18 protein-coding genes are annotated in these 21,626 nt (G+C 35.7%); all 18 read left to right on the top strand.

Annotated features, from left to right (window positions below):
- Nucleotides 1-4: 4 nt before the first annotated feature.
- The 18 genes from ACSVH7_RS12055 to ACSVH7_RS11970 all read left to right on the top strand — a co-directional run bounded on the left by ACSVH7_RS12055 (nucleotide 5) and on the right by ACSVH7_RS11970 (nucleotide 21,496).
- Nucleotides 5-655, top strand: coding sequence for a GNAT family N-acetyltransferase (locus tag ACSVH7_RS12055; protein WP_438066947.1), 651 nt, complete (start codon nucleotides 5-7; stop codon nucleotides 653-655).
- Nucleotides 656-761: 106 nt separating this feature from the next.
- Nucleotides 762-2,117: a 4-aminobutyrate--2-oxoglutarate transaminase gene (gene gabT, locus ACSVH7_RS12050; RefSeq protein ID WP_438066946.1), complete on the top strand. Its 1,356-nt coding sequence runs from the start codon at nucleotides 762-764 to the stop codon at nucleotides 2,115-2,117.
- A 146-nt stretch (nucleotides 2,118-2,263) separates the two neighbouring features.
- Nucleotides 2,264-3,598 carry an agmatine deiminase family protein gene (locus ACSVH7_RS12045; protein ID WP_438066945.1) on the top strand — a complete coding sequence of 445 codons (1,335 nt, stop codon included), beginning with the start codon at nucleotides 2,264-2,266 and terminating at the stop codon, nucleotides 3,596-3,598.
- 85 nt (nucleotides 3,599-3,683) lie between these two features.
- On the top strand, nucleotides 3,684-4,550 hold the full coding sequence (locus ACSVH7_RS12040) for a carbon-nitrogen hydrolase (RefSeq protein ID WP_438066944.1): 867 nt from the start codon (nucleotides 3,684-3,686) through the stop codon (nucleotides 4,548-4,550).
- Nucleotides 4,551-4,564: 14 nt separating this feature from the next.
- Nucleotides 4,565-6,145, top strand: a complete 1,581-nt coding sequence (locus tag ACSVH7_RS12035; RefSeq protein ID WP_438066943.1) for an amidohydrolase — start codon at nucleotides 4,565-4,567, stop codon at nucleotides 6,143-6,145.
- Nucleotides 6,146-6,233: 88 nt separating this feature from the next.
- Nucleotides 6,234-6,710 carry an Lrp/AsnC family transcriptional regulator gene (locus ACSVH7_RS12030; RefSeq protein WP_438066942.1) on the top strand — a complete coding sequence of 159 codons (477 nt, stop codon included), beginning with the start codon at nucleotides 6,234-6,236 and terminating at the stop codon, nucleotides 6,708-6,710.
- Nucleotide 6,711: 1 nt separating this feature from the next.
- Nucleotides 6,712-8,010: an aspartate aminotransferase family protein gene (locus ACSVH7_RS12025; RefSeq protein WP_438066941.1), complete on the top strand. Its 1,299-nt coding sequence runs from the start codon at nucleotides 6,712-6,714 to the stop codon at nucleotides 8,008-8,010.
- Nucleotides 8,010-9,431, top strand: coding sequence for an aldehyde dehydrogenase family protein (locus ACSVH7_RS12020; RefSeq protein ID WP_438066940.1), 1,422 nt, complete (start codon nucleotides 8,010-8,012; stop codon nucleotides 9,429-9,431). The genes ACSVH7_RS12025 and ACSVH7_RS12020 overlap by 1 nt, the downstream gene beginning before the upstream one ends.
- A 41-nt stretch (nucleotides 9,432-9,472) precedes the next feature.
- A complete protein-coding gene (locus ACSVH7_RS12015; protein WP_438066939.1) occupies nucleotides 9,473-10,123 on the top strand; it encodes a GNAT family N-acetyltransferase in 651 nt (216 codons plus the stop codon).
- 95 nt (nucleotides 10,124-10,218) lie between these two features.
- On the top strand, nucleotides 10,219-11,316 hold the full coding sequence (locus ACSVH7_RS12010; RefSeq protein ID WP_438066938.1) for an ABC transporter substrate-binding protein: 1,098 nt from the start codon (nucleotides 10,219-10,221) through the stop codon (nucleotides 11,314-11,316).
- Between the two features lie 31 nt (nucleotides 11,317-11,347).
- Nucleotides 11,348-12,427, top strand: a complete 1,080-nt coding sequence (locus ACSVH7_RS12005; RefSeq protein WP_438066937.1) for a CaiB/BaiF CoA transferase family protein — start codon at nucleotides 11,348-11,350, stop codon at nucleotides 12,425-12,427.
- Nucleotides 12,428-12,526: 99 nt separating this feature from the next.
- Nucleotides 12,527-13,288, top strand: a complete 762-nt coding sequence (locus ACSVH7_RS12000) for an ABC transporter permease (RefSeq protein WP_438066936.1) — start codon at nucleotides 12,527-12,529, stop codon at nucleotides 13,286-13,288.
- Nucleotides 13,289-13,290: 2 nt separating this feature from the next.
- Complete coding sequence (locus tag ACSVH7_RS11995) at nucleotides 13,291-14,064, top strand: ABC transporter permease (protein ID WP_438066935.1); 774 nt, start codon at nucleotides 13,291-13,293, stop codon at nucleotides 14,062-14,064.
- A 2-nt stretch (nucleotides 14,065-14,066) separates the two neighbouring features.
- Complete coding sequence (locus ACSVH7_RS11990; RefSeq protein WP_438066934.1) at nucleotides 14,067-14,549, top strand: GNAT family N-acetyltransferase; 483 nt, start codon at nucleotides 14,067-14,069, stop codon at nucleotides 14,547-14,549.
- A gap of 47 nt (nucleotides 14,550-14,596) precedes the next feature.
- Nucleotides 14,597-15,634, top strand: a complete 1,038-nt coding sequence (locus ACSVH7_RS11985; protein ID WP_438066933.1) for an ABC transporter ATP-binding protein — start codon at nucleotides 14,597-14,599, stop codon at nucleotides 15,632-15,634.
- Nucleotides 15,635-15,639: 5 nt separating this feature from the next.
- Nucleotides 15,640-18,525, top strand: a complete 2,886-nt coding sequence (locus ACSVH7_RS11980) for an aminotransferase class III-fold pyridoxal phosphate-dependent enzyme (protein ID WP_438066932.1) — start codon at nucleotides 15,640-15,642, stop codon at nucleotides 18,523-18,525.
- 31 nt (nucleotides 18,526-18,556) lie between these two features.
- Nucleotides 18,557-20,002, top strand: coding sequence for an aldehyde dehydrogenase family protein (locus ACSVH7_RS11975; protein WP_438066931.1), 1,446 nt, complete (start codon nucleotides 18,557-18,559; stop codon nucleotides 20,000-20,002).
- 141 nt (nucleotides 20,003-20,143) lie between these two features.
- On the top strand, nucleotides 20,144-21,496 hold the full coding sequence (locus tag ACSVH7_RS11970) for an NAD-dependent succinate-semialdehyde dehydrogenase (protein WP_438066930.1): 1,353 nt from the start codon (nucleotides 20,144-20,146) through the stop codon (nucleotides 21,494-21,496).
- Nucleotides 21,497-21,626 lie beyond the last annotated feature (130 nt).

Raw genomic sequence — 21,626 nt, 5'->3', positions numbered from 1 at the left:
AAATATGATAAGTAAAAGTATATTGAATGGTGATTTTTTAGTGCGCAACGCAACAGTATATGATGCAATGGCTATGGAGTATGTTCAGTCTCAATGCTATCCCACTTTACATGCCTCAGAGATTTTGAACCATGCTCATTTTGAAAATCATGTCAAAGTATTTCCAGAAGGCCAATTGGTGATCGAGAAAGACGGAGAAGTGATTGCTTCTGCTAGTACTTTTAGATGTTTTTTTCCGGAACATGATAGTACTTTTTTGGAAGAAACGGATAATTTATGGATTACCAAGGTGCAAATGCCCGAAGGTGATTGGATGTATGGTATTGATATGGGAGTTTTACCTGAATACAGGGGGCTAGGACTTTCTAGAGAATTGTATTTGGCCAGACATGAAGTTTGCAAGAAATTAGGACTAAAAGGACAAATTATCGCAGGTATGACCATTGGCTACGGACGCTACAAAGACAAAATTAGTATTGAAGAATATTGTTATGGTCTTGAAATTCGAAAATACACCGATCCTACCATTACGCCTCAAATGAAAGCAGGTTTTAGATGGATTCGCCCAATGTACAATTACATCAACGATCCTGAAGCTGGTTTCGCTAGTATCTTAATGTATTATCCAGTAGATGAGAATTATAAATTAACATAACCATTCAAAAATAAATCAAAATAAAATATGTTTTTGTGGTGTAGTATGCTGCATTAAAATAATGAATACAAAATTGAATCAATAAGTTTAAATAAAAGAAATGAAAATGGGAACTGAAATTAAAAAAGTAACTGAAATACCTGGTCCAAAAAGCAAAGAAATTTTAGCAAGAAGAGCCGCAGCATTGCCTGCAGGATTGGGTAAATCTACTGAAGTGGTAGTAGAAAAAGCTGAAGGAGCCCTTATTTGGGATGTTGATGGAAATCAATTAGTTGATTTTGCTGGAGGTATCGGAATGGTAAATTTAGGGCACAGGCCACAAGCCGTGGTTGATGCTGTGAAAGCACAATTGGACCAATACATCCATCCCGGAGCATTGGTTACGACTTTTGAACCTTATCTAGAATTTGCCGAGTTGTTAAATGCGATTACTCCTGGGGATTTTCCTAAAAAAACGTTATTGGCTAATTCTGGATCAGAAGCGGTTGAAAATGCCGTGTCTATTGCAAGATATTACACCAAAAGACCTGCTATAATTTGTTTTGAAGGAGCGTATCACGGTAGAACTATGTTGACCTTGAGTTTGACTAGTAAATATGGATTATTCAAAAAAGGGTTTGGAAGTTATGCACAAGATATTTATCGTTTTCATTCCCCTAATGTGTACCGAAGACCGGACAGTATGACTGAAGAGCAATACATTGATTTTTGTATTGAGCGCTTTGATCAAAATTTAATCTCTCATGTGGACCCTTCAGCTGTAGCAGCCATAATAATTGAACCGGTGCAAGGAGAAGGTGGATTTATTCCTGTACCTAAAAGATTTTTAGAAAAAATACGTCAAGTTTGTGACACGCACGGAATTGTATTTATAGCAGATGAGGTGCAAGCTGGAGCAGGAAGAACCGGAAAATTCCTTTCCATTGAGCATTCTGGAGTAGTTCCGGATATTGTAACTATGGCAAAATCGATCGGTTCTGGGTTGCCTATTTCGGCAATTACAGGGAAAGCCGAGATTATGGATGCCCCTCATTTAGGAGGAATAGGAGGTACGTATAGCGGAAGCCCTATTGCTGTAGCGGGTGCTTTGGCCACAGTTAAAGAAATCATAAAGCCTGAATTTTTGAATCGTGCAGTGCATGTAGGACAAATCATAACAGACCGAATTAATGCTATGAAAGAAAAATATCCTGCTATAGCTGAGGTGAGAGGCATTGGTGCCATGTTGGTCGTAGAATTTGTAAAAGATAGAAAAACAAAAGAACCTGATATGGATTTTGCTATGGCAGTGATCAAAAAATCAGTTAGCAATGGGGTCATCTTAATTAGAGCTGGATTGTACACCAACTGTATTCGTTTTCTACCTCCAATTGTAATCACCGATGCGCAATTAAATGAAGGATTAGACGTGATTGAAAAGGCAATTCATGAAGTGACCAACGAAAAAATGCAATTGGCTTAACAATTATCATCATAGCAATTGTAGCGTTTTTTTTTAATCTTCTGCAATTGGCACGATTAATTGTAATCAAATTATAATTCCGACTGCTACCGTAGTCGGGAGGTAGCTCGGAGTTTAATTTAAGTAATACCAACTAAAAATAGTTTATGAAAAAAAAGATTGGCTTTTATGTCTTGTTAGTAAGTAGTGCCTTTTATTTGGGTTGTAAAAAAGAAAATAATGCAACTCCTACTACTGCTGTTTCAAAAGTGCGATTTCCTGCTGAGTTTGAACCTCAAGAGTCAGTTTGGATGGGATGGCCTACTTATGAAAACAAAGCGGGGTGGTCTGTAGAAGAATTGCATGTTCAAATTTGGGCCGCTCTTGCTCCTAATGTATATTTAGATATTGCGGTCAATCCGGATAATCCAGAAAAAGGATACGTCTATGAAGATCAGATTAAGAGAATCAAAGAATTGATGACTAAATATGGTGTGCCAGAAGCTAAAGTTCGTTTTCATAAAATTGCTCATGATGATGTTTGGTGGCGTGATATGGGTCCGATTTATGTAGTCAATGAAAAAAAACAACTCGAAATTGCCGACTTTGCATTTAATGGTTGGGGGTATGAAGCTGATAATTCAGACTATTCCTTAGCAGAAGAAAAAATCGATGAAAAAGTAGCGCAAGAAGCGAAACTTAAATTCAATTCTTCTTCCATGATTAGCGAAGGTGGTAACCGAGAATTTAATGGAAAAGGAACCATGATTGTGGTGGAAAAAGTTGAAAAACAACGAAACCCTAAAATGTCAAAAGCCCAAATGGAGGCAGAATACAAGCGATTGTTAGGAGTGTCTCATGTAATTTGGCTTCCCTATGGACGTTATGATGATGATTTGACCTTTAAATCTAAATTGCCTAATGAAAAAGGAGTGAAGGAAATTTATACCGTTATCACCACCGGAGGACATATTGATGAACACACTCGTTTTGCAAACCCTACGACTATTTTATACACTGAAATCTCAGCTGAAGAAGCAAAAAAAGATCCAATCGCCGCCGAGAATAAACGCCGAATGGATGCTAATTTAGCGGTGCTAAAACAAGCCAAAGATCAAGATGGTAAAGCTTTTCGTTTAGTTCCAATGCCTTCAGCTCCAGCGATACTAGAAACGTTGAAACCAGGTGATGGGGTTTATGATTATTTGGCTTCTAATGACAGTATCAAATTGCAAAATCCACTACCTAAAGACCAACCAATTAAAGTTATTTTGGCCTCTAGTTACTTGAATTTTTTAATTTCAAATAAAGTAGTAATTGCTCAAAAATTCTGGAAACCCGGTGCTCCTGAAGCTTGGAAAAAACTCGATGAAAAAGCTTTAAACATTCTCCAAGCAACCTTTCCTGATCGTAAAGTAATCACTTTTGATCCAAGAGCTATCAATATTGGTGGAGGAGGAATTCACTGTAATACCCAACAAAAACCATTAATTAAGTACTAAAAAAAATACAAGGATTTTTTCTCTTTTTATCCTCAATTGCCTTTTTTTGAAATGGTAATTGTTTAAAATTTTAAAATAAAAACCAATGAATACAAATGTTTCCATAGCACTCATTCAGTCTGCTTGTGTTGAAAATGTAGAACAAAATATAAAAAACGCGTTAAATAAAACTAGAGAGGCTGCGCAAAATGGCGCTAAAATTGTTTGCTTGCAAGAATTATTCAATACCTTATATATTGGGCAAGATGTTGATGTTGCTTATTATGACTATGCAGAAATTCTACCCGGAGCTACTTCTGATCGTTTTGGAGCACTTTCAAAAGAGTTAGGAATTGTTACGATAGTCCCCATGTATGAATATGTGCAACCTGGTATCTATTTTAATAGTGTAGTGGTCTATGATGCAGATGGTACTTATTTAGGAAAATACCGTAAAAATCATATTCCCGATGGGCCTCAATATTTGGAAAAATACTATTTCACCCCAGGTAATACAGGGTATCCGATTTTTAAAACAAAATTTGGTAAAATCGCCGTTGGCATTTGTTGGGACGAATGGTTTCCTGAAGTAGCTAGAATTTTTGCGCTTCAAGGGGCTCAAATAATTTTTTATCCTTCGGCTATTGGCTCTGAACCTGATCGTCCTGAATTGAGTACTGCAAGCGCTTGGGAAAAAGTAATTAGTGCCCACGGAATTTGCAATTCGGTGTATATTGCAGCAGTCAATAGAGTAGGAACCGAGCAAGGGAAAAGCTCTGATATGACTTTCTATGGCGCTAGTTTTGTTAGTAACCCTTTGGGTGAAATCATGACCAAAGGTGGCGATGCAGAAGAAATTATTTATGCCAATATTGATCTTGATTTTTGTAAAGAAGCAGCTGATTTGTTGCAGTTTCATAGAGACAGAAGGGTGGATACCTATAAACCAATTCTAAAAATGGTCATTGAATAATAAACGAAGAAAGTATGGGATTTCAATTGTTTTATAACGCCCAAATTTATACACTCGACCCCCATAATCCTTTGGTGGAAGCGATGGTAGTGGGTGTTGAAGGGAAGATAGTGGCGCTTGGTCAAGAGTCAGACCTTAGAAAAGCATATGCTTTTTTTGATAATGAATATGATGTAGATCAAAAAACAATAGTGCCAGGACTCAATGATGCCCATATTCACGTATGGAAAATTGGTCATTTGCGTACCTTTATGTTAGACGTTAGAGGCGTGAAATCTATAGTTGAATTCAAGAAAGTTTTAAAAGAATTTGCAGAAAAGAATCCTAATACTCCTTGGATTTTGGCTCGTGGTATCAACGAAATGGTAGTGGAAGAAAAACGACTGCCTACCAAAGAGGATTTAGATGAAGTGGTAGCAGATCGACCTGTATTTGTCATAAGAACGTGTGCACATATTGGTATTGCTAATAGCAAAGCTATCTCAGTTTCTAATGTAGATGAGCAAACTCCTGTTCCGTTTGGAGGAGAAATTCGAAAAAACGAAGACGGAAGTTTACAAGGAATTTTTACCGAAAGGGCTTTGGGGTTAATCATGAATACGATTCCTGAGTTTACTTTTGAGGAGTATAAAACGATGATTTTTGAAGCACATAATTATTTGTTAAGCCTTGGAATTACTAGTGCCACCGATCCTGCAGCGAATGAAGAACTTTTAGCAGCCTACCTTCAATTAGACAAAGAAGGCCTGTTAAAAGTTAGAATGAATGTATTCCCGCTAAGAATTCCTGATGGGAGTGACCAAATTCAACCCTTACCGGAACGTTATGAATCCGAATTTTTACAAATCAAAACCGTAAAGTTTTTTTCTGATGGAGGGTTAAGTTCCGCCACAGCAGCACTAAATGTGCCTTACAAAAACACGGATGGCTATAAAGGAGTGCTCCGTTTGGATTATGATCGTTTTTTTGAAACAGCCAAAGAAGCGGTGCAAAAAGGATTTTCTGTAGCTACTCATGCCATTGGTCATCAAGCAGTAGATTTAACTTTAAAAGTGTACAGTGATTTGTTTCTAGTAGATCCTACTTTGAAACATCGAATTGAGCACCTGGGTTTTTTATCCGAGTCAAATATTCAGGATTTCAAACGGATGAATATGACTGCTGCAATGCAGCCTATATTTATTTATGAATTGGCCAATAATTTCAAAAATACGCTATCGGACGATTTACTCGAAGAAGTGTATCCCTGCAAAACGGTTTTGGATCATGGCATCAATTTGGCGCTTTCTACCGATGGTCCTGTGGTAAAGGAAATTAATCCGTGGGTAAATATCGAAACGGCAATTACTCGTAAAGCAGCAGATGGTTCTGTTATTGGCGAAAACCAAAAAATTTCTTTACAACAAGCGCTTTATGCTTATACACAAGGAAGTGCCATTGCGGACAATCTAGAAAACATAAAAGGGAGTTTAGCTGTTGGGAAATATGCAGATTTTATTGTTCTGAATACAAACCCTTTTGAGTTGGAAACGGTTTCGAATGTGCAAACATTACAAACTTGGAGTACCGGACGATTGGTTTATGAACGAATATAGATTGTAAAAAAAATAAAAATAAAATATTTTTTTTGTAAATAAATTAATTTTATATTTGAATTAAATAATATTTACAAAAAAATAGAATATGAGTATTTTAGACGACGAATTAGATTTTCAAATTCTGACCTTGCTTCAAAAGGACGGAAGAATGTCTTTTACCGAAATTTCAAAAGAAATTAATGTTGCCGTTAGTACCATAAGACATCGGTATATTAATTTAATTGAAGACGGTACACTTAAAATAATTGGAAGAATTGAGCCCAACAAAATTGGTTTTAATGCTTATGCAAGTTTATTAATCTCGGTCATGCCCAAAAAACACATGGATAGTGTTTTAGAAGCGCTAGGAAAACTTCCTGAAATTAGTTTTTTAGCATCAATATCTGGAGATTTTGATATCGAAGCCAATGTGATGTGTAGAGATATGGGACATTTGAATGAATTTATCAGTACCAAAATTCATGTTTTAGAAGGGGTTTTTGATACCCAAACCAAAATGTATATGAGAATTCACAAATTCGCTCAACCGGATTTGGAATTTGCAAAATTATCAAACAAATAAAATGAATAAAACAGATAACTTATACGAAAGAAGAAAAAAAAGTGTTCCTAATGCACTAGGAATCTTTAACCCATCGAGCATTCAATCTGCCAAAGGAGCTATAATTGTAGATGCAGATGGTAGAGAATTGATTGATTTTGCCGGTGGAATTGGCGTGAATAATGCAGGGCACGGCGTACCTGAAATCATCGAAGCAATTCAACAACAAGCTGAAAAATTCATTCATGCTTCATTTAACGTTTCGGTTTATGAGCAATATTTAGATCTTACAGAGAAATTATGTGAACTTTTGCCTCATGGAGAAGCCACTAAAGCAATGTTAACTTTGTCTGGGGCCGAATCGGTAGAAAATGCTATAAAAATAGCGCGTGCTGTTACAGGAAAATCTGGAATTATTTGTTTTGATGGTTCTTTTCACGGACGTACCATGATGGCCATGACCCTCACTTCTAATGTGAAATACAAAGAAGGAGCAGGGCCGTATGCTCCTGAGGTGTATCGTTTGGAATATCCTTATTACAAGCCAAGTATGTCTTCTCGGATGACTCAAGACGAGTTTGATGATTTAATGATCATGAAATTACATAAAACCTTTTCATCAACGGTATCTGCCACTCAAACCGCAGCTGTGATTTTAGAATTGGTTCAAGGCGAAGGTGGATTCACAGTTGCCTCTAAAAAATATGTTCAGTATTTACGAAAATTTTGTACCGAAAATAACATCCTTTTAATTTTTGATGAAGTGCAATCTGGGTTTGGTCGTACCGGTAAATGGGCGGCTTACGAACATTTTGAAGTTACCCCTGACTTATCCACTTGGGCGAAATCCATGGGAGGAGGAATGCCTATTGGTGCTGTTATTGGTAAGCAAGAAATTATGGATAGTATCAAACCTGGACTAATAGGAGGAACCTATTTAGGAGGTCCTTTAAGTTGTGTGGCTTCTTTAGCAAGTATCAATTACATGCAAAAAAACAATATCAACGAAGCTGCTGAAAAAGTGGGAGCTATCGTTCACGATAAATTTAATCAATGGAGAAGTTTGTATCCCAAAAATATTACAGATGTAAGAGGTTTGGGTGCTATGCTTGCGATAGAATTTACGAATCCTGTTACGGGTTTGCCTGACGGCGTTTCTACCAAAGCCATTGTAGACAAATGTTTAGCTAAAGGATTAATTATTATAACATCAGGCACCTACGGAAATTGTATCAGAATACTAAGTCCATTGTTTATTGAAGATGAAGTGTTACACAAAGGATTGGCCATATTGGAAGAAACTATTAAAGAAGTACTGTAATGAGAAAGCAATATATAAATGGTGAATGGTGTGACGCGATAGACGGAACTACATGGGATTTGCAGAGTCCTGCGACTGAAGCGATAATTGACAAAGTTCCTTTCGGAAATGTAGCAGACTGTAAATTAGCTATTACTGCTGCCGACGCTGCCTTCAAAGGGTGGAAAAACACCACGCCTTATTATAGAGCTGAGTTTCTTAAAAAAGCAGCCGATTATATAAGAGCAAATGTGGAGAGTTTTGCCGTTGAAACCGCTTTAGAAACAGGTAAACCAATGTTGGAAGCAAGAGGGGAGTGGCAAGTTTCAGCTAATCTTTTTGAGTGGTATGCAGAAGAAGGAAAACGCAGTTATGGAAGAGTAATTCCTTCAAGTAGACTTGACAAACGATCTATGGTAATTTATCAACCACTGGGCGTTGTTGGAGTTATTACCGCTTGGAATTTCCCTGCTTATAATCCTGCAAGAGCCATCGGTGCTGCTTTAGCGGCGGGTTGTAGTGTGGTTTTAAGAGGGTCTGAATTTACACCTTTGTCAAGTTTTAATTTGGCGAAAGCCTTGCATGAGGCCGGAATTCCAAAAGGCGTTTTCAATTTAATCAATACCGAACCTGTCACTACCGGAATCGAAATGATTGAAAATCCGTTATTGAAGAAAATAAGTTTTACAGGAAGCACCCGTGTTGGAAAAATATTGATGGATGGCGCATCCAAAACATCTACCAAATTGTCATTGGAATTGGGAGGAAACGCCCCTGTAATTATTGATAAAGATGTGGATGTAGCGGCTATTGCTCATCAAGCTTTAGTAGCAAAATTGAGAAATTGTGGGCAAGTATGTGTGTCTCCGCAGCGTTTTTATGTGCATTCCAGTATTTTCAATCAGTTTGTTGCTGTTGTAAAAGAGGATATTTCGAAACTAAAAACAGGAATCAATGGTGGAAATATTGATTTTGTGGGGCCACTGATTAATAAAACACAGCAAAATCATTCTTTGGCACTACTCGAAAAAGCTAAAAGTGAAGGAGCAATTGTACATATTGGTGGAGAAAAATCAGAAAAAGGATTTTTTGTACATCCTGCATTAATTGAAGCTAGACAAAATCAAGCTTTTATCAAAACAGAAGTTTTTGGACCGTTGATGATCGTCATTCCTTTTGATACTCAAGAAGAGGTGATTGAATGGGCAAATGATACAGAATATGGATTAGCATCTTATGTTTTTACCAATCACATTAAAAATGCTAATGTGTATGCCGAAAATTTAGAATTTGGAATGGTTGGAATCAATGAGTGGGCAGCACATGGAACAGAATTGCCTTTCGTTGGAATAAAAAGTAGTGGAATTGGTCACGAATCAGGATCCGAAGGATTGAAAGAATATTTGGAAATGAAATTGATTAGTTACGGCAATATGTGCTAGTGCATTTCAAATTCCAATTAAAATATTTAATACTTTATCAAATGAAAAAAGAAATTTTAGGCAAATACATTTTACAGACTGCTACACCAGAATATGCAAAACAAGAAGCAGAACTTCAAAAAATTGTTTTTCCAACTTTATCAGCTGAAGAATTAATGACAGAAGAGCAATATTTGCGACACATGGAAATTTTTCCTGAAGGTCAAATGATTGTTTTAGATGGAGATAGAGTAATTGCTGCTACTACAACTTTACAGCAAAATTATCACAAAGGACACCATACTTTCTTGGAAATATCGGATAATTTATGGTTAGGAACACATGATCCAAAAGCGGAATGGTTGTATGGGCTTGATGTTTCTGTTCATCCTGATTATCAGGGGCAAGGAATTGGAAGGCAAATTTACAATGCCCGTCAAGAAGTAGCTGTAAAATTAGGATGTTTAGGACAAATGACTGCCGGAATGCCAATTGGTTTTGACAAAGTAAAAGATCAAATGACTATTGCAGAATATTGTGATAAACTAATAAAAGGCGAAATTATTGACCCTACTGTAACCGCGCAAACCAAATGTGGATTCATTTTAGTAGAACCATTATTTGATTATTTAGATGATCCACGATCAGGAAATTGTTCAGTTTTAATGTACTGGCCAATTGATCCGACTACTAAATTAAGTGAGCATCATTAGAAGTAAAGCTTCCTTTAAGAGAACCAAAATGAGTTGATACGTTTCTGACTAGACTTCTAAATTTCTATAATCTATATAACCAACCAAAAAACCAAATGAAAAAAATTGCACTATCATTATTAGTAATTGCAGGCTTATTTTCAAGCTGTGGCAAAAAAGCAGAAGAAACTAAATCGGATGCTTTAGATCTAAAAGCACTTAAAGGATCAACTCTTAATATTCTTGCTTGGGAAGGATATGCTGATGCTTCTTTTACCAAAGAATTTGAAGAGAAATATGGAGTTACCGTTAAAGGCACCTATTTTGGATCTTCAGATGAGTTGGTTTCAAAATTGCAAAGTGGTGGTGGAGCAAGTTATGATGTAATTACGCCGTCATCTGATGTAGCGGGTTATATTGTTTCAACCGATTTAGTAGAACCTTTAGATGTGGATCAACTGTCGGCTTGGAAATCAATTTCACCCGTTTTATCTGGAATGAAAGATGTTCAAAAAGACGGAAAAACATACGGAATGCCATTTACTTGGGGGCCTGATTATTTAGTATATAATGCAGATGTAATTAAAGAAGCTCCAACTTCATGGAACCTTTTCTTTGATCCAAAATACAAAGGAAAAATCGCGATGTATGATGATATTTCGTCTATTTATTTAGCGGCACAGTTGTTAGGATATGATAAAACAGATCAATCGGTTTTATACAATTTAACCGAAGAACAATTGCTTGCATGTAAAGCTAAATTGGTTGAATTGAAACCTCAGGTTCGTAAAAACTGGGCTTCAGCAGGGGAATTGGATAATTTATTCAAAAATAAAGAAGTCGTTGCTGCAGTGGGATGGCCATTGACTCCTGCGAATTTAAACAAGCAAGGTATGAACATAAAAGCTGTTATTCCTACTGAAGGAGCAACAGGTTGGATTGACCGTTTAATGATTGTAAAAGGAGCCAAAAATAAACAATTGGCGCAACTTTGGTTGGAGTATGTATCCCAACCTAAAGTAATGGCTCAGGTGGCTGAATTTACGCAGTATTATGTTGCAAATCAAGAAGCGAATGCCCTGTTAACTCCAGAAACTCAAAAATTAATGGATGTGGCAAGCATGGATAATATGTTTAAAACTTTGAATTTTTGGCAACCAGTAAAAAACAGAAAAAGATACAATGAAATCTGGAGTGAAGTAAAAAACCAATAGGTATCCTTAATTTTTTCAAAATTACTTCAGTGTGAAAAAACAAGAACTATTTGCAGGATTAAAAATCCTTGAATTATCGGGGGTTTTGGCTGGTCCTGCAGTAGGAATGTTTTTTGCAGAATTGGGTGCTACTGTTATAAAAGTCGAGAACCCTTCTAATAATGGCGATGTAACTAGAAGCTGGCTATTAGCATCAGAATCCAAAGAAAATCAATCAGGGTATTATAGTTCTGTGAATTATAATAAAAAAGTGTTGTGGGCGGATTTAACTGTTCCAAAAGATTTTGATGAAGTGTTGCAGGAGATTGCAGAAGCAGATATTGTTATTGCTAATTTCAAACACGCTTCTGCTATACAACTTGGATTAGATGCTGAAACCCTTAGAAGTAAATTTCCAAAACTCATTTATGCACAAATAAGTGGTTACGGTGCTACTGATGATACTCCTGCTTTTGATGTTGTATTGCAAGCAGAGGCTGGATTCATGTATATAAATGGAGAAAAAGAAGGTGCTGCTGTAAAAGTCCCAATTGCCATTATTGATATTCTGGCAGCGCACCATCTTAAAGAGGCTATATTAATTGCATTATTAAAAAGGAGTGTTTCAAATATAGGCGCTACAGTTCATGTTTCTTTGTATAATGCTGCTTTAGCTACATTGGCCAATCAGGCTACAAATTATTTAATGGGTGAAATAATTCCAGAAAGAATAGGAAGTTTACATCCAAATATTGCTCCTTATGGCGAAACATTTTACACAAAAGATACTAAAGCAATCGTATTAGCGGTAGGGAATGACAAACAGTTTTCATCGCTTTGTAGCTGTTTAAAAAGTAGTGATTTAGTAACTGATGTTCGCTTTAAATCGAACAGTTCAAGGGTTAAAAACAGGGAAAGTTTAAGTGTTTATTTAGCCAACGCTTTTCTACAATTTGAAAGTGATTATTTGCTCAATGAATTAAAAAACAATAAAGTGCCTTGCGGCGATATTAGAAACATGTCTGAGGTTTTGAATAGTGAAAGTGCTCAAAAATTAATTTTAACTGAAGTACTTCCTACAGGACAAATCACAAAAAGAATGGCTACTGCTATTTTTGATATTGAACCATAAAGTATGATTTTTACAATGAAGAACTTCAATAAATACATATTAATTTTTCCATTATTGCTCTGGCTATTACTTTTTTTAGTCCTGCCGTACTTTTTTATTTTGACACAAAGTGTATTGGCGACCGATGACTTTGGTAAAGTAGTTTATGATCTTAATTTTGATTCTTATGTAAAAATTTTCACGAATCCGTTGTATTATGAAACGTTGGTTCGAACCTTTATTTATGCAATTATTGTTGCAATTGTTTGTGTGTTGTTGAGTTTGCCGTTGGCCTATTTTATTGCTTTTAAAGTAACAAAAAACAAATCTTTCTATTATACATTAATTGTATTGCCCTTTTGGATGTCTTATATTGTAAGAGCTTATGCTTGGAAAATTATTCTTGGTGAACAAGGAATTCTAAACGCTTCACTTCTAAATACTGGTATCATAGATAAACCATTGCGTTTTGTTTTATATTCAGATTTTTCGGTAATTCTCTGTTTGATATATATCTTTTTGCCTTTTGTATGTATTCCTATATATACTTCATTCGAACAAATTTCAAAATCATTGCTAGAAGCGAGTAAAGATTTAGGCGCTAATTCTTGGGTAACTTTTAGAAAAGTAATTTTCCCTTTAATCTTGCCAGGAGTTATTTCTGGAGGGACTTTAGCGTTGGTGTTGACTCTTGGTGATTTCTTGGCGGCGTCACTTTTGGGTGGTCCCAATACATTGTTTATATCCAGCATCGTTCAAAATTTATTTGGAACATCCAATGACAAACCACTGGGATCAGCAGTTGGAGCAGTTTTACTCATTTTGGTTTTTATAGTATTGGAACTTTCCTCTCGATACGAGAAAAAACACGAAACGCAATAATTATGAAAAAAGTAAGAGCCTTTATAATTTCCTTTTCTGCCTTTTCGGTGCTGTGGTTTTTGTATTTTCCTATATTCATTATTATTTGGTTCTCCTTTAATAAAGAATCGGTTAGTTCATTTCCAATCAAACATTACTCATTGGATTGGTACATAAAATTAATGCACAATCAATCGATGATTAATGCTGTTGAAGTTAGTTTTGTAATCGCAATATCAAGTACACTGGCAGCTTTAGTAATTGGAATACCGTCTGCATATGCGCTACACAAGTATGATTATTTTGGTAAAAACTTTTTGCTAAAATTAATTTTGCTTCCCATTACGCTTCCAGGAATTGTTACGGGAGTGGCCATGTTGAGTCTTTTTCCTTTAATGGGAATTCAACTTTCATTGAAAGCCGTATTTATTGGTCATACCACTTTTTTGATTGCGATTATGATTACGCAGCTTTTAGCACGTTTCAAAAAATTAGATCCTTATTTAGAAATGGCTGCTTTTGATTTGGGTGCCACTCCATTGCAAGCGTTTTTTAAAGTGATCTTACCCAATATAAAAACAGCTATTATTGGTGCCGTTTTATTATCACTAGTGTTATCAATGGATGAGATTCCTGTTACTTTTTTCCTGATTTCAAGAGAAAATACATTGCCAATAGAAATTTACGGAATGATGCGTCGAGGGATTACACCCGAAGTAAATGCTGTAGCAACTTTGGTATTTTTAATATCGTCAGCAGCCATTTTTATTTCATTAAAATTTAATAAAGAGAATTAAAAATGAAGGAAATCTCAAATTTAACCTCGGATGCAACTATTGAAGTTGATATTAGAACATTGCAAAAAGAAGAAATCGAAGTTTTTAAAAAAATGAATCTTCAATTTTATAAAGAAATAGATTTTGATTACAAAGCCGAGGAATATGATGAGATAGTATCTGATTTTTTGACTAAAGGAGAAATAATTGTAGCTGTTGTTTCCAATACAATTATTGGATTTGTTACGTATGTAGTAACTAATGCAATTTATGCAAAAGGCAATTTAGGTGTTGTCAATGAATTGTATATCGTGCCTGATTTTCGTTCTCAAAAAAATGGACAAAAATTGATGGCGTATGTGCTCGCTATTGCTAAAAAAGAGGGTTGGAAAAGAATAGAACTCGATACGCCAAGACCTGATGTTTCTGAAAAAGCGTTGAATTTTTATCTAAATGAAGGTTTTGTAACTTCTGGTTTTAGAATGAAAAAAGTTATTACTAAGTAGGTTGTATTAAGATTTATAAAAGGATGTCGTCCTTAAACTAGAGTAAAATGAGTAAATTAGAATTAAAAGGAATCAGTAAATCATACGGAAGTTCCCTTATTGTAAACAATTTAGATTTAGAAATTCAAGAGGGAGAATTTTTGACCATTTTAGGCCCAAGTGGTTGCGGAAAAACGACAACATTACGAATGATTGCTGGTTTTGAAACACCTGATAATGGCCAAGTTTTACTCAATAAACAAGATATTTCACAATTGCCTCCCTATAAAAGAAATGTCAATACGGTTTTTCAAAATTATGCTTTGTTTCCGCATCTTAATGTGGCCGAGAATATTGCTTTTGGTTTGCACCAAAAAAAAGTAAGCAAAACCGAAACCAATAAGCGAGTGGATGAAATGCTGGAATTGGTTCAAATGACGGCTTTTAAAAACAGAAAACCTTTTGAAATGTCAGGAGGACAGCAACAACGCGTTGCCATTGCTAGAGCCATTGCGCCCGATCCCGAAATTCTTTTATTAGACGAACCTTTGGGAGCATTGGATTTGAAATTAAGAAAACAAATGCAATTTGAATTGAAACAATTGCACAAAGATTTGAATAAAACCTTTGTTTACGTCACCCACGATCAGGAAGAAGCTTTGACCATGTCGGATAGAATCGCAGTTATGAATCAAGGTATTATTGAGCAATTGTCGGACAGTCAAACGTTGTACAATAATCCAAAAACAAAATTTGTAGCGAGTTTTATTGGCGAAGCTAATTTGATTCCGGTGAAAATAGAAAACAAAACGGCATTTGTTTTAGAAGATAAGACCTTTGGTTTTAGTCATGGTATTACTGATAATTCAGGAATTCTATTCATTAGACCCGAGAATGTTTCTTTTGATACAGTGCATGATATTAGTCTTCAAGTTACAATTGAGGATATAATATTTGTAGGGAATCATAGAAAATACAAATTAGTAACGGCATATGGTCAAAAGATTATTAAAACAGAAGATTCATCAGTTGTGTTGACTAAAATAATAGGACAATCGGTTACAATTTATTTAGCGGCACATTTTATTCAAATTTTTAATTCATAAATAGTGTGGAAGCTACTACTTTAACTTGTCCAACTTTTTCTATAGAGCAAGCTGCTTTAGTTTTAAATGATCATTGGAATATTAATGGCTCTTTTAAGCCATTAGACAGCTATTTGGATCAAAATTTTTTGGTTAAAACTAAAGAAGGAAAAAAGTATGTATTGAAAATTGCTAATGTAGCAACACCAGAAAATTGGTTGGATCTTCAAAACAAAGTCTTATTTCATTTAGCTTCGAATGAAATTCCCAAAACAGTTGATTTAAGTTCAGGTGACGAAATGGTATTTCATCAAGGTCATTGGTGGCGTGTGCTTGAATTTTTAGAAGGGACAATGTTGTCAAATGTGCCTTTTCATTCGGATAAATTATTGGTTAATATTGGGCAATTCGCTGGAAACTTGTCCAAGAAGCTAGCTTCTTTTTCTCATGAAGCAGCAGATCGTCCCATTCAATGGGATTTGCAATTTGCGGCAAAACTGATTCAGGATTGGATCGTTTTTGTAGAAGATAAAGAGGCAAAAGAATCCATTGTTGCAATACTTTCTAATAGTAAAAGTAAATCGGGTGTCTTAGAAAATTTAAGAAAAAGTGTGATCCATGCCGATTTAACAAGGTATAATATGCTGCTTGATGAATCAGGAGATCAAGTACAGGGTTTAATTGATTTTGGGGATGTTTGCTGGTCTTGGACTATTGGTGAATTAGCAGTTTTGTTATTGGAAACAGTAATGACGGACACAACAACACCTTTTGATGATGCTTATGTAGTAATCAAGAATTACCATCAAATTGCTCCAATAACAAAAGAGGAAGTTGAAATTTTGTATACATTAATTCGGTTGCGTTCTGCCTTAATTGTTTGTGCTTCTGCTCGACAATTACATTTAGAGCCAGAGAATTCATATGTACGTAAACAGGCAATTGTGGATCTAAATACGTTCAAAAGTTTATTATCTGAGAAAAATGAATTTGCAACAAATTTATTTCAAGAAGCCTGTGGTTTTTACACACCTTTTCAAAAAACAGAAAAAAATCTTGATTTTATGTTGGATAAAGAGATTTGTTTGCCTTTGGTAGACGTTTCTCCTATTGCTCCAATTTATGATGATGGAGCTTGTATTGATGATGCTTTATGCAAAATGAATATAGAAAAACAGCTTCAAAATGGATTTGGATATACCCAGTATTTGACACCTATTATAAAATCTGTTGGTCAAAATAGGAATGAATCGGAAACATTTTTGTTGGGGGTTTGTGTTTTTGCTCCACAAGGAACTGTGATTTTTGCCCCTTTTAATTTGGTTTTTGAAAAGGAAATTAATGGAAAATCTATTTTTAGATATGGTGAATTCTATTTAAATGTTTACGGAATCGACACGAAATTTGAAGAAAATACCTCGATAAAATCGGGATCAATTTTGGGAACAGTTTCAAAAGAAAGTCCTTTGAAAAATTTTCCAAGTCATTTTATGATTCAGCTCGATCATTCGGGAACGGCTCCTGTATTTTGTTCTCCAAGCGAAGTAAAAGGTTGGAATTTAGTATGTCAAAATCCAAGTTTTTTGCTGGGCATTGACAATGAAATTGCCAAAGAGAATCAAGATAATTTGGCAATAAGAAGGGATGCCGTGATTCAGCAAGCACAAGAATATTATTATAAAAAACCAATGAATTTGGTTCGAGGCTGGAAACAGTATCTGTTTGATGAAAATGGACAAAGGTATCTTGATGCCATAAATAATGTAGCTCACATTGGACATTCCAGAACTGAAATTACAGAGGCAGCAACCAATCAATTGAGAAAATTGAATACAAATGCTCGATTTTTATATAAAAACAATATCGAATATGCTGAAAGATTGCTGAAATATTTCCCTCAATCACTTGAAGTGGTCTTTTTTGCTTGTACAGGTAGTGAAGCGAATGATTTGGCTTTGCGTTTGGCGAGATGTTATACCGGACAACAAGATGTCATTGTTATTGATGGGGAATACCACGGAAATACCACCGCAGTTGACGAAATAAGCAGTTGTTTAATGGATAATCCAACGGCTTCAAAAAGTGTTAGGTCCTATACACATCCATTGATGCAACCTAATACTTTTAGAGGGAAATACAGAGAAGATGTTTCCAATGTGGCTGATTTGTATGCGCAAGATGTCACCGCCAAAATTGAAAACATACAATCTCAAGGTCGGGGTGTTGCTGCTTTTATATCCGAATCTTTATTGGGTTCTGGTGGTGGTGTAGAAATGCCTAAAACCTATTTGCAGAAAGTGTATCAATCGGTTCGAAATGCTGGTGGGGTTTGTATTGCTGATGAAGTTCAAATTGGTTTCGGACGAATGGGAACTCATTTTTGGGGATTTGAAAAAGAAGGTGTCGTGCCAGATATAGTTACTTTAGGTAAACCTATGGGAAATGGATATCCTATTTCGGCGGTGGTAACAACTAGAGCAATTGCAGATGCTTATAAAAAGAAATATACCTATTTTAATACGTACGCTGGAAATGCGGTGGCTAGTGAAATTGCCCATACAGTTTTGGATGTTATTGCCGACGAAAAACTACAAGAACATGCTTTAGAGGTAGGTCAATACCTCAAAAATGAATTCGAAAAGTTGCTACCCGAATTTGATTGTGTTGGCGCTGTTTATGGACATGCTATGTATTTGGGAGTCGATATTGTAACAGACAAAAGGTCTAGAAACCCAGATAGTCATAAAGCATTACTGATTTGTGAGGCTATGAAGAAAAATGGAATTATAGTTTACCCGACGGGTGATTTTTACAACATCCTAAAAATAAAACCACCCCTTTGTTTTACTAAAGAAAATGCGACGGAATTTGTAGAAGCATTAAGAACTGTTTTAGTAGTTATTGAAGGATAATTAAGAAATATATAAAATAAAAAGACAAGTTATGTATAAAATGTATAGCAACGGAGCTTTTGTAGAGGCTGTTTCAGGAAAAACAAGAACTATTATTAATCCTGCGACCAAAGCAATTATTGCAACGGTTCCAGAAGCGCAAATTGAAGATGTAAATGCTGCAATAGATGCAGCAAGAGCTGCTTTTGATGGAGAGGAATGGAAGAGTAAAACAGCACAGGACCGTCAGAAAATATTGTTTGCAATTGCAGGAAAAATTAGAGACAATTTTGAAGCTTTTGTAAAACTAGAAGTAGCTAATAATGGAAAGCCCATTCGTGAAGCTGAATTTGATATCGATGATGCGGCGTCTTGCTTTGAGTTCTACGCAGGTTTAGCAACCAAGATACATGGGGAAACGATGAGTGTTCCGGGTAATTCTTTTAGTTATGTGACTCGTGAGGCTATTGGGGTTTGTGCTCAAATCATTCCTTGGAATTTTCCTTTCTTGATGTGCGCTTGGAAATTGGCTCCCGCTCTTGCGGCCGGGAATACAGTGGTGTTAAAACCCTCCGAAGTAACACCGCTTACTGCTTTGTTTTTGGCACAATTAATTGATGAATTGGATATTCCAAAAGGAGTAATCAATATCGTAACTGGAGATGGTCCAATTGCGGGAAATGCTTTAATCAGCAATACCAAAATTGATAAAATTGCATTTACTGGAGGAACTTCAACAGGAAAATACATTGGCAAAATCGCTGCCGAAAATCTTAAGAAAGTCACTTTAGAATTGGGTGGAAAAAACCCTGTAGTCATTTTTGACGATTGTAAAATGGATTTAGCAATAGATTGGGGATTATTTGCGGCTTTCGCCAATAGTGGTCAGGTTTGTACAGCAGGTTCTCGAATCTTGATTCAAGACACTATTTATGATGAGTTTGTAAAACAGTTTGTTGAAAGAGCCAAAAATATAAAAGTGGGTGATGGAAGTGAGGCCGAAAATACAATGGGACCAATAGTTTCTCAAGCTCATTTTGATAAAATTAAAGCCTATATCGAAGTAGGAAAAGGCGAAGCAACATTGGCTTTTGGAGGAAATACAGATGATAGTAAAGGATTTTTTATTGAACCCACCATTTTTACAAATGTTACTCCAAATATGCGCATCGCCAGAGAAGAAATTTTTGGACCAGTTGTAGCATTGTTAAAGTTTTCAACCGAAGAAGAAGCAATTGCTATGGCTAATGATACAGAATATGGGTTAGGCTATGGCTTGTTTACTCAAGATGTTACCAGAGTACACAGGGTGATGCCAAAAATTAGAGCCGGTATTGGATGGGTGAATTTCTATCATCCTACCTTTAATGAAATGCCTTGGGGAGGTTACAAACAATCTGGAACAGGAAGAGAATTGGGATTGTATGGTATAGAAAATTACTTGGAAGTAAAACAAGTCAACATCAATCTGGATACTGATCCGGTGGGATGGTACTAAATTGAAGATGCTGAGTTTCTAAGATTCTAAGCAACTAAGTTTTTTAAGAGTAAAAAAAACATACGCTTATAATCTAAAATTCTCACTTTCTAAAAATAAACTTATAAACTTAGGTTCTTAGTAACTTAGAAACTTAAAAAAATGATATTCAAATCAATAAATCCGTATACACAAGCAGTAATAGCAGAGCACGAGGTATTAACTGATGCGCAATTGACTCAAAAAATTAAAATATCTGAAACTGCTTTTAAGAATTGGCGTACTACTTCTTTTCAAGAAAGAGCAGATAAAATGAAAAAACTAGCCCATATTCTTCGCTCTAAAAAAGAAGCATTAGGATTGCTTATTTCTAACGAAATGGGTAAAATTCTTAACGAAGGTATTGCGGAAGTTGAAAAATCAGCAGGGAACTGTGACTATTACGCTGAAAATGCTGAACGAATGTTGAAAGACGAATATTATGATACCCCTTTCAAAAGTATGTCGGTATACGATCCTTCGGGTGCTGTTTTTGCAATCATGCCTTGGAATTATCCTTTTTGGCAAGTATTGCGTTATGCAGCTCCAGCAATTATGGCGGGGAATGTTACCTTATTAAAACATGCCCCAAATGTAATTGGTTGTGCCAAAGCCATTGAAAAGGCATTTTTAGAAGCGGGTTTTCCTGAAGGGGTTTTTCAACAAATAAATATTGATATTCCTCAAGTAGAAAGTGTAATTGCTTCCGATATTGTTTCTGGAATTACATTAACAGGTAGTGAAATGGCTGGTGCATCAGTAGCTGCATTGGCGGGTAAGCATATTAAAAAATCGGTATTGGAATTAGGAGGATCGGATGCATTTATCGTTTTGAATGATGCCGATTTGGAAAAGGCAGCAACAGTTGCTACTCAATCTAGAATGCTCAATGCTGGACAAGCGTGTATTTGTGCCAAACGATTTATTGTTACAGAGAAAGTAGCGGACAAATTCGCTGCCCTTTTTGCGCAAAAAATTGCTGCATTACAACAAGGAAATCCATTGCAAAACGGAATTAACATGGGGCCTTTGGCGCGAATAGATTTGGCTGAAAAATTAAGCTACCAATTGGAACATTCTTTAAAACAAGGAGCAAAAATTCTAGTAGGAGGAGAGCGTGATCATTGTAATTTTCAACCTACTTTGATTGATTTTGTTGACGCCAATAATATCGCGTTTCAAGAAGAAACCTTTGGACCACTGGCAACAATTATAAGAGCTAAGGACGAGAATGATGCCATTGCTATTGCCAATAATCATCGCTATGGTTTAGCAGCTGCAATTTGGACTGAAGATAGAGCACATGCTTATCAATTGGCTAGAAAAATTGAAGCGGGGAATGTTTTTGTGAATTCCTTAGTTCGTTCAGATTCGAGAATTCCTTTTGGAGGTATCAAAAAATCGGGTTACGGTCGAGAACTAGCTGATATAGGAATGAAAGAATTTATGAATATGAAATCTGTTATTATTGAATAGACATTTCGCAAAGGATTCGTAAAGGAAACATAAAGCAACTATTTGAATGCAGAAATCATTCAAAATCTTTAAAGAAATTATAGATTTTTTATTAAAAAACCTTTGTTCATCTCTGTGATCTCACTGTAAA

This window comes from Flavobacterium sp. TSSA_36 (assembly GCF_051547165.1).
Taxonomy (GTDB): domain Bacteria; phylum Bacteroidota; class Bacteroidia; order Flavobacteriales; family Flavobacteriaceae; genus Flavobacterium.
The sequence above is the reverse complement of the archived record's forward strand: the minus strand, read 5'-3'. Positions and strand labels throughout refer to the sequence as shown.

Excerpts from the sequence above, each read along its gene's own strand:
- ACSVH7_RS12040 (WP_438066944.1), top strand. The coding sequence starts at position 3,684 with ATGAATACAAATGTTTCCATAGCACTCATTCAGTCTGCTTGTGTTGAA.
- ACSVH7_RS12035 (WP_438066943.1), top strand. The coding sequence starts at position 4,565 with ATGGGATTTCAATTGTTTTATAACGCCCAAATTTATACACTCGACCCC.
- ACSVH7_RS12055 (WP_438066947.1), top strand. The coding sequence starts at position 5 with ATGATAAGTAAAAGTATATTGAATGGTGATTTTTTAGTGCGCAACGCA.
- ACSVH7_RS12020 (WP_438066940.1), top strand. The coding sequence starts at position 8,010 with ATGAGAAAGCAATATATAAATGGTGAATGGTGTGACGCGATAGACGGA.
- ACSVH7_RS12010 (WP_438066938.1), top strand. The coding sequence starts at position 10,219 with ATGAAAAAAATTGCACTATCATTATTAGTAATTGCAGGCTTATTTTCA.
- ACSVH7_RS12045 (WP_438066945.1), top strand. The coding sequence starts at position 2,264 with ATGAAAAAAAAGATTGGCTTTTATGTCTTGTTAGTAAGTAGTGCCTTT.
- ACSVH7_RS12015 (WP_438066939.1), top strand. The coding sequence starts at position 9,473 with ATGAAAAAAGAAATTTTAGGCAAATACATTTTACAGACTGCTACACCA.
- ACSVH7_RS11990 (WP_438066934.1), top strand. The coding sequence starts at position 14,067 with ATGAAGGAAATCTCAAATTTAACCTCGGATGCAACTATTGAAGTTGAT.
- gabT (WP_438066946.1), top strand. The coding sequence starts at position 762 with ATGGGAACTGAAATTAAAAAAGTAACTGAAATACCTGGTCCAAAAAGC.
- ACSVH7_RS11975 (WP_438066931.1), top strand. The coding sequence starts at position 18,557 with ATGTATAAAATGTATAGCAACGGAGCTTTTGTAGAGGCTGTTTCAGGA.
- ACSVH7_RS11985 (WP_438066933.1), top strand. The coding sequence starts at position 14,597 with ATGAGTAAATTAGAATTAAAAGGAATCAGTAAATCATACGGAAGTTCC.
- ACSVH7_RS11995 (WP_438066935.1), top strand. The coding sequence starts at position 13,291 with ATGAAAAAAGTAAGAGCCTTTATAATTTCCTTTTCTGCCTTTTCGGTG.
- ACSVH7_RS12030 (WP_438066942.1), top strand. The coding sequence starts at position 6,234 with ATGAGTATTTTAGACGACGAATTAGATTTTCAAATTCTGACCTTGCTT.
- ACSVH7_RS12025 (WP_438066941.1), top strand. The coding sequence starts at position 6,712 with ATGAATAAAACAGATAACTTATACGAAAGAAGAAAAAAAAGTGTTCCT.
- ACSVH7_RS11970 (WP_438066930.1), top strand. The coding sequence starts at position 20,144 with ATGATATTCAAATCAATAAATCCGTATACACAAGCAGTAATAGCAGAG.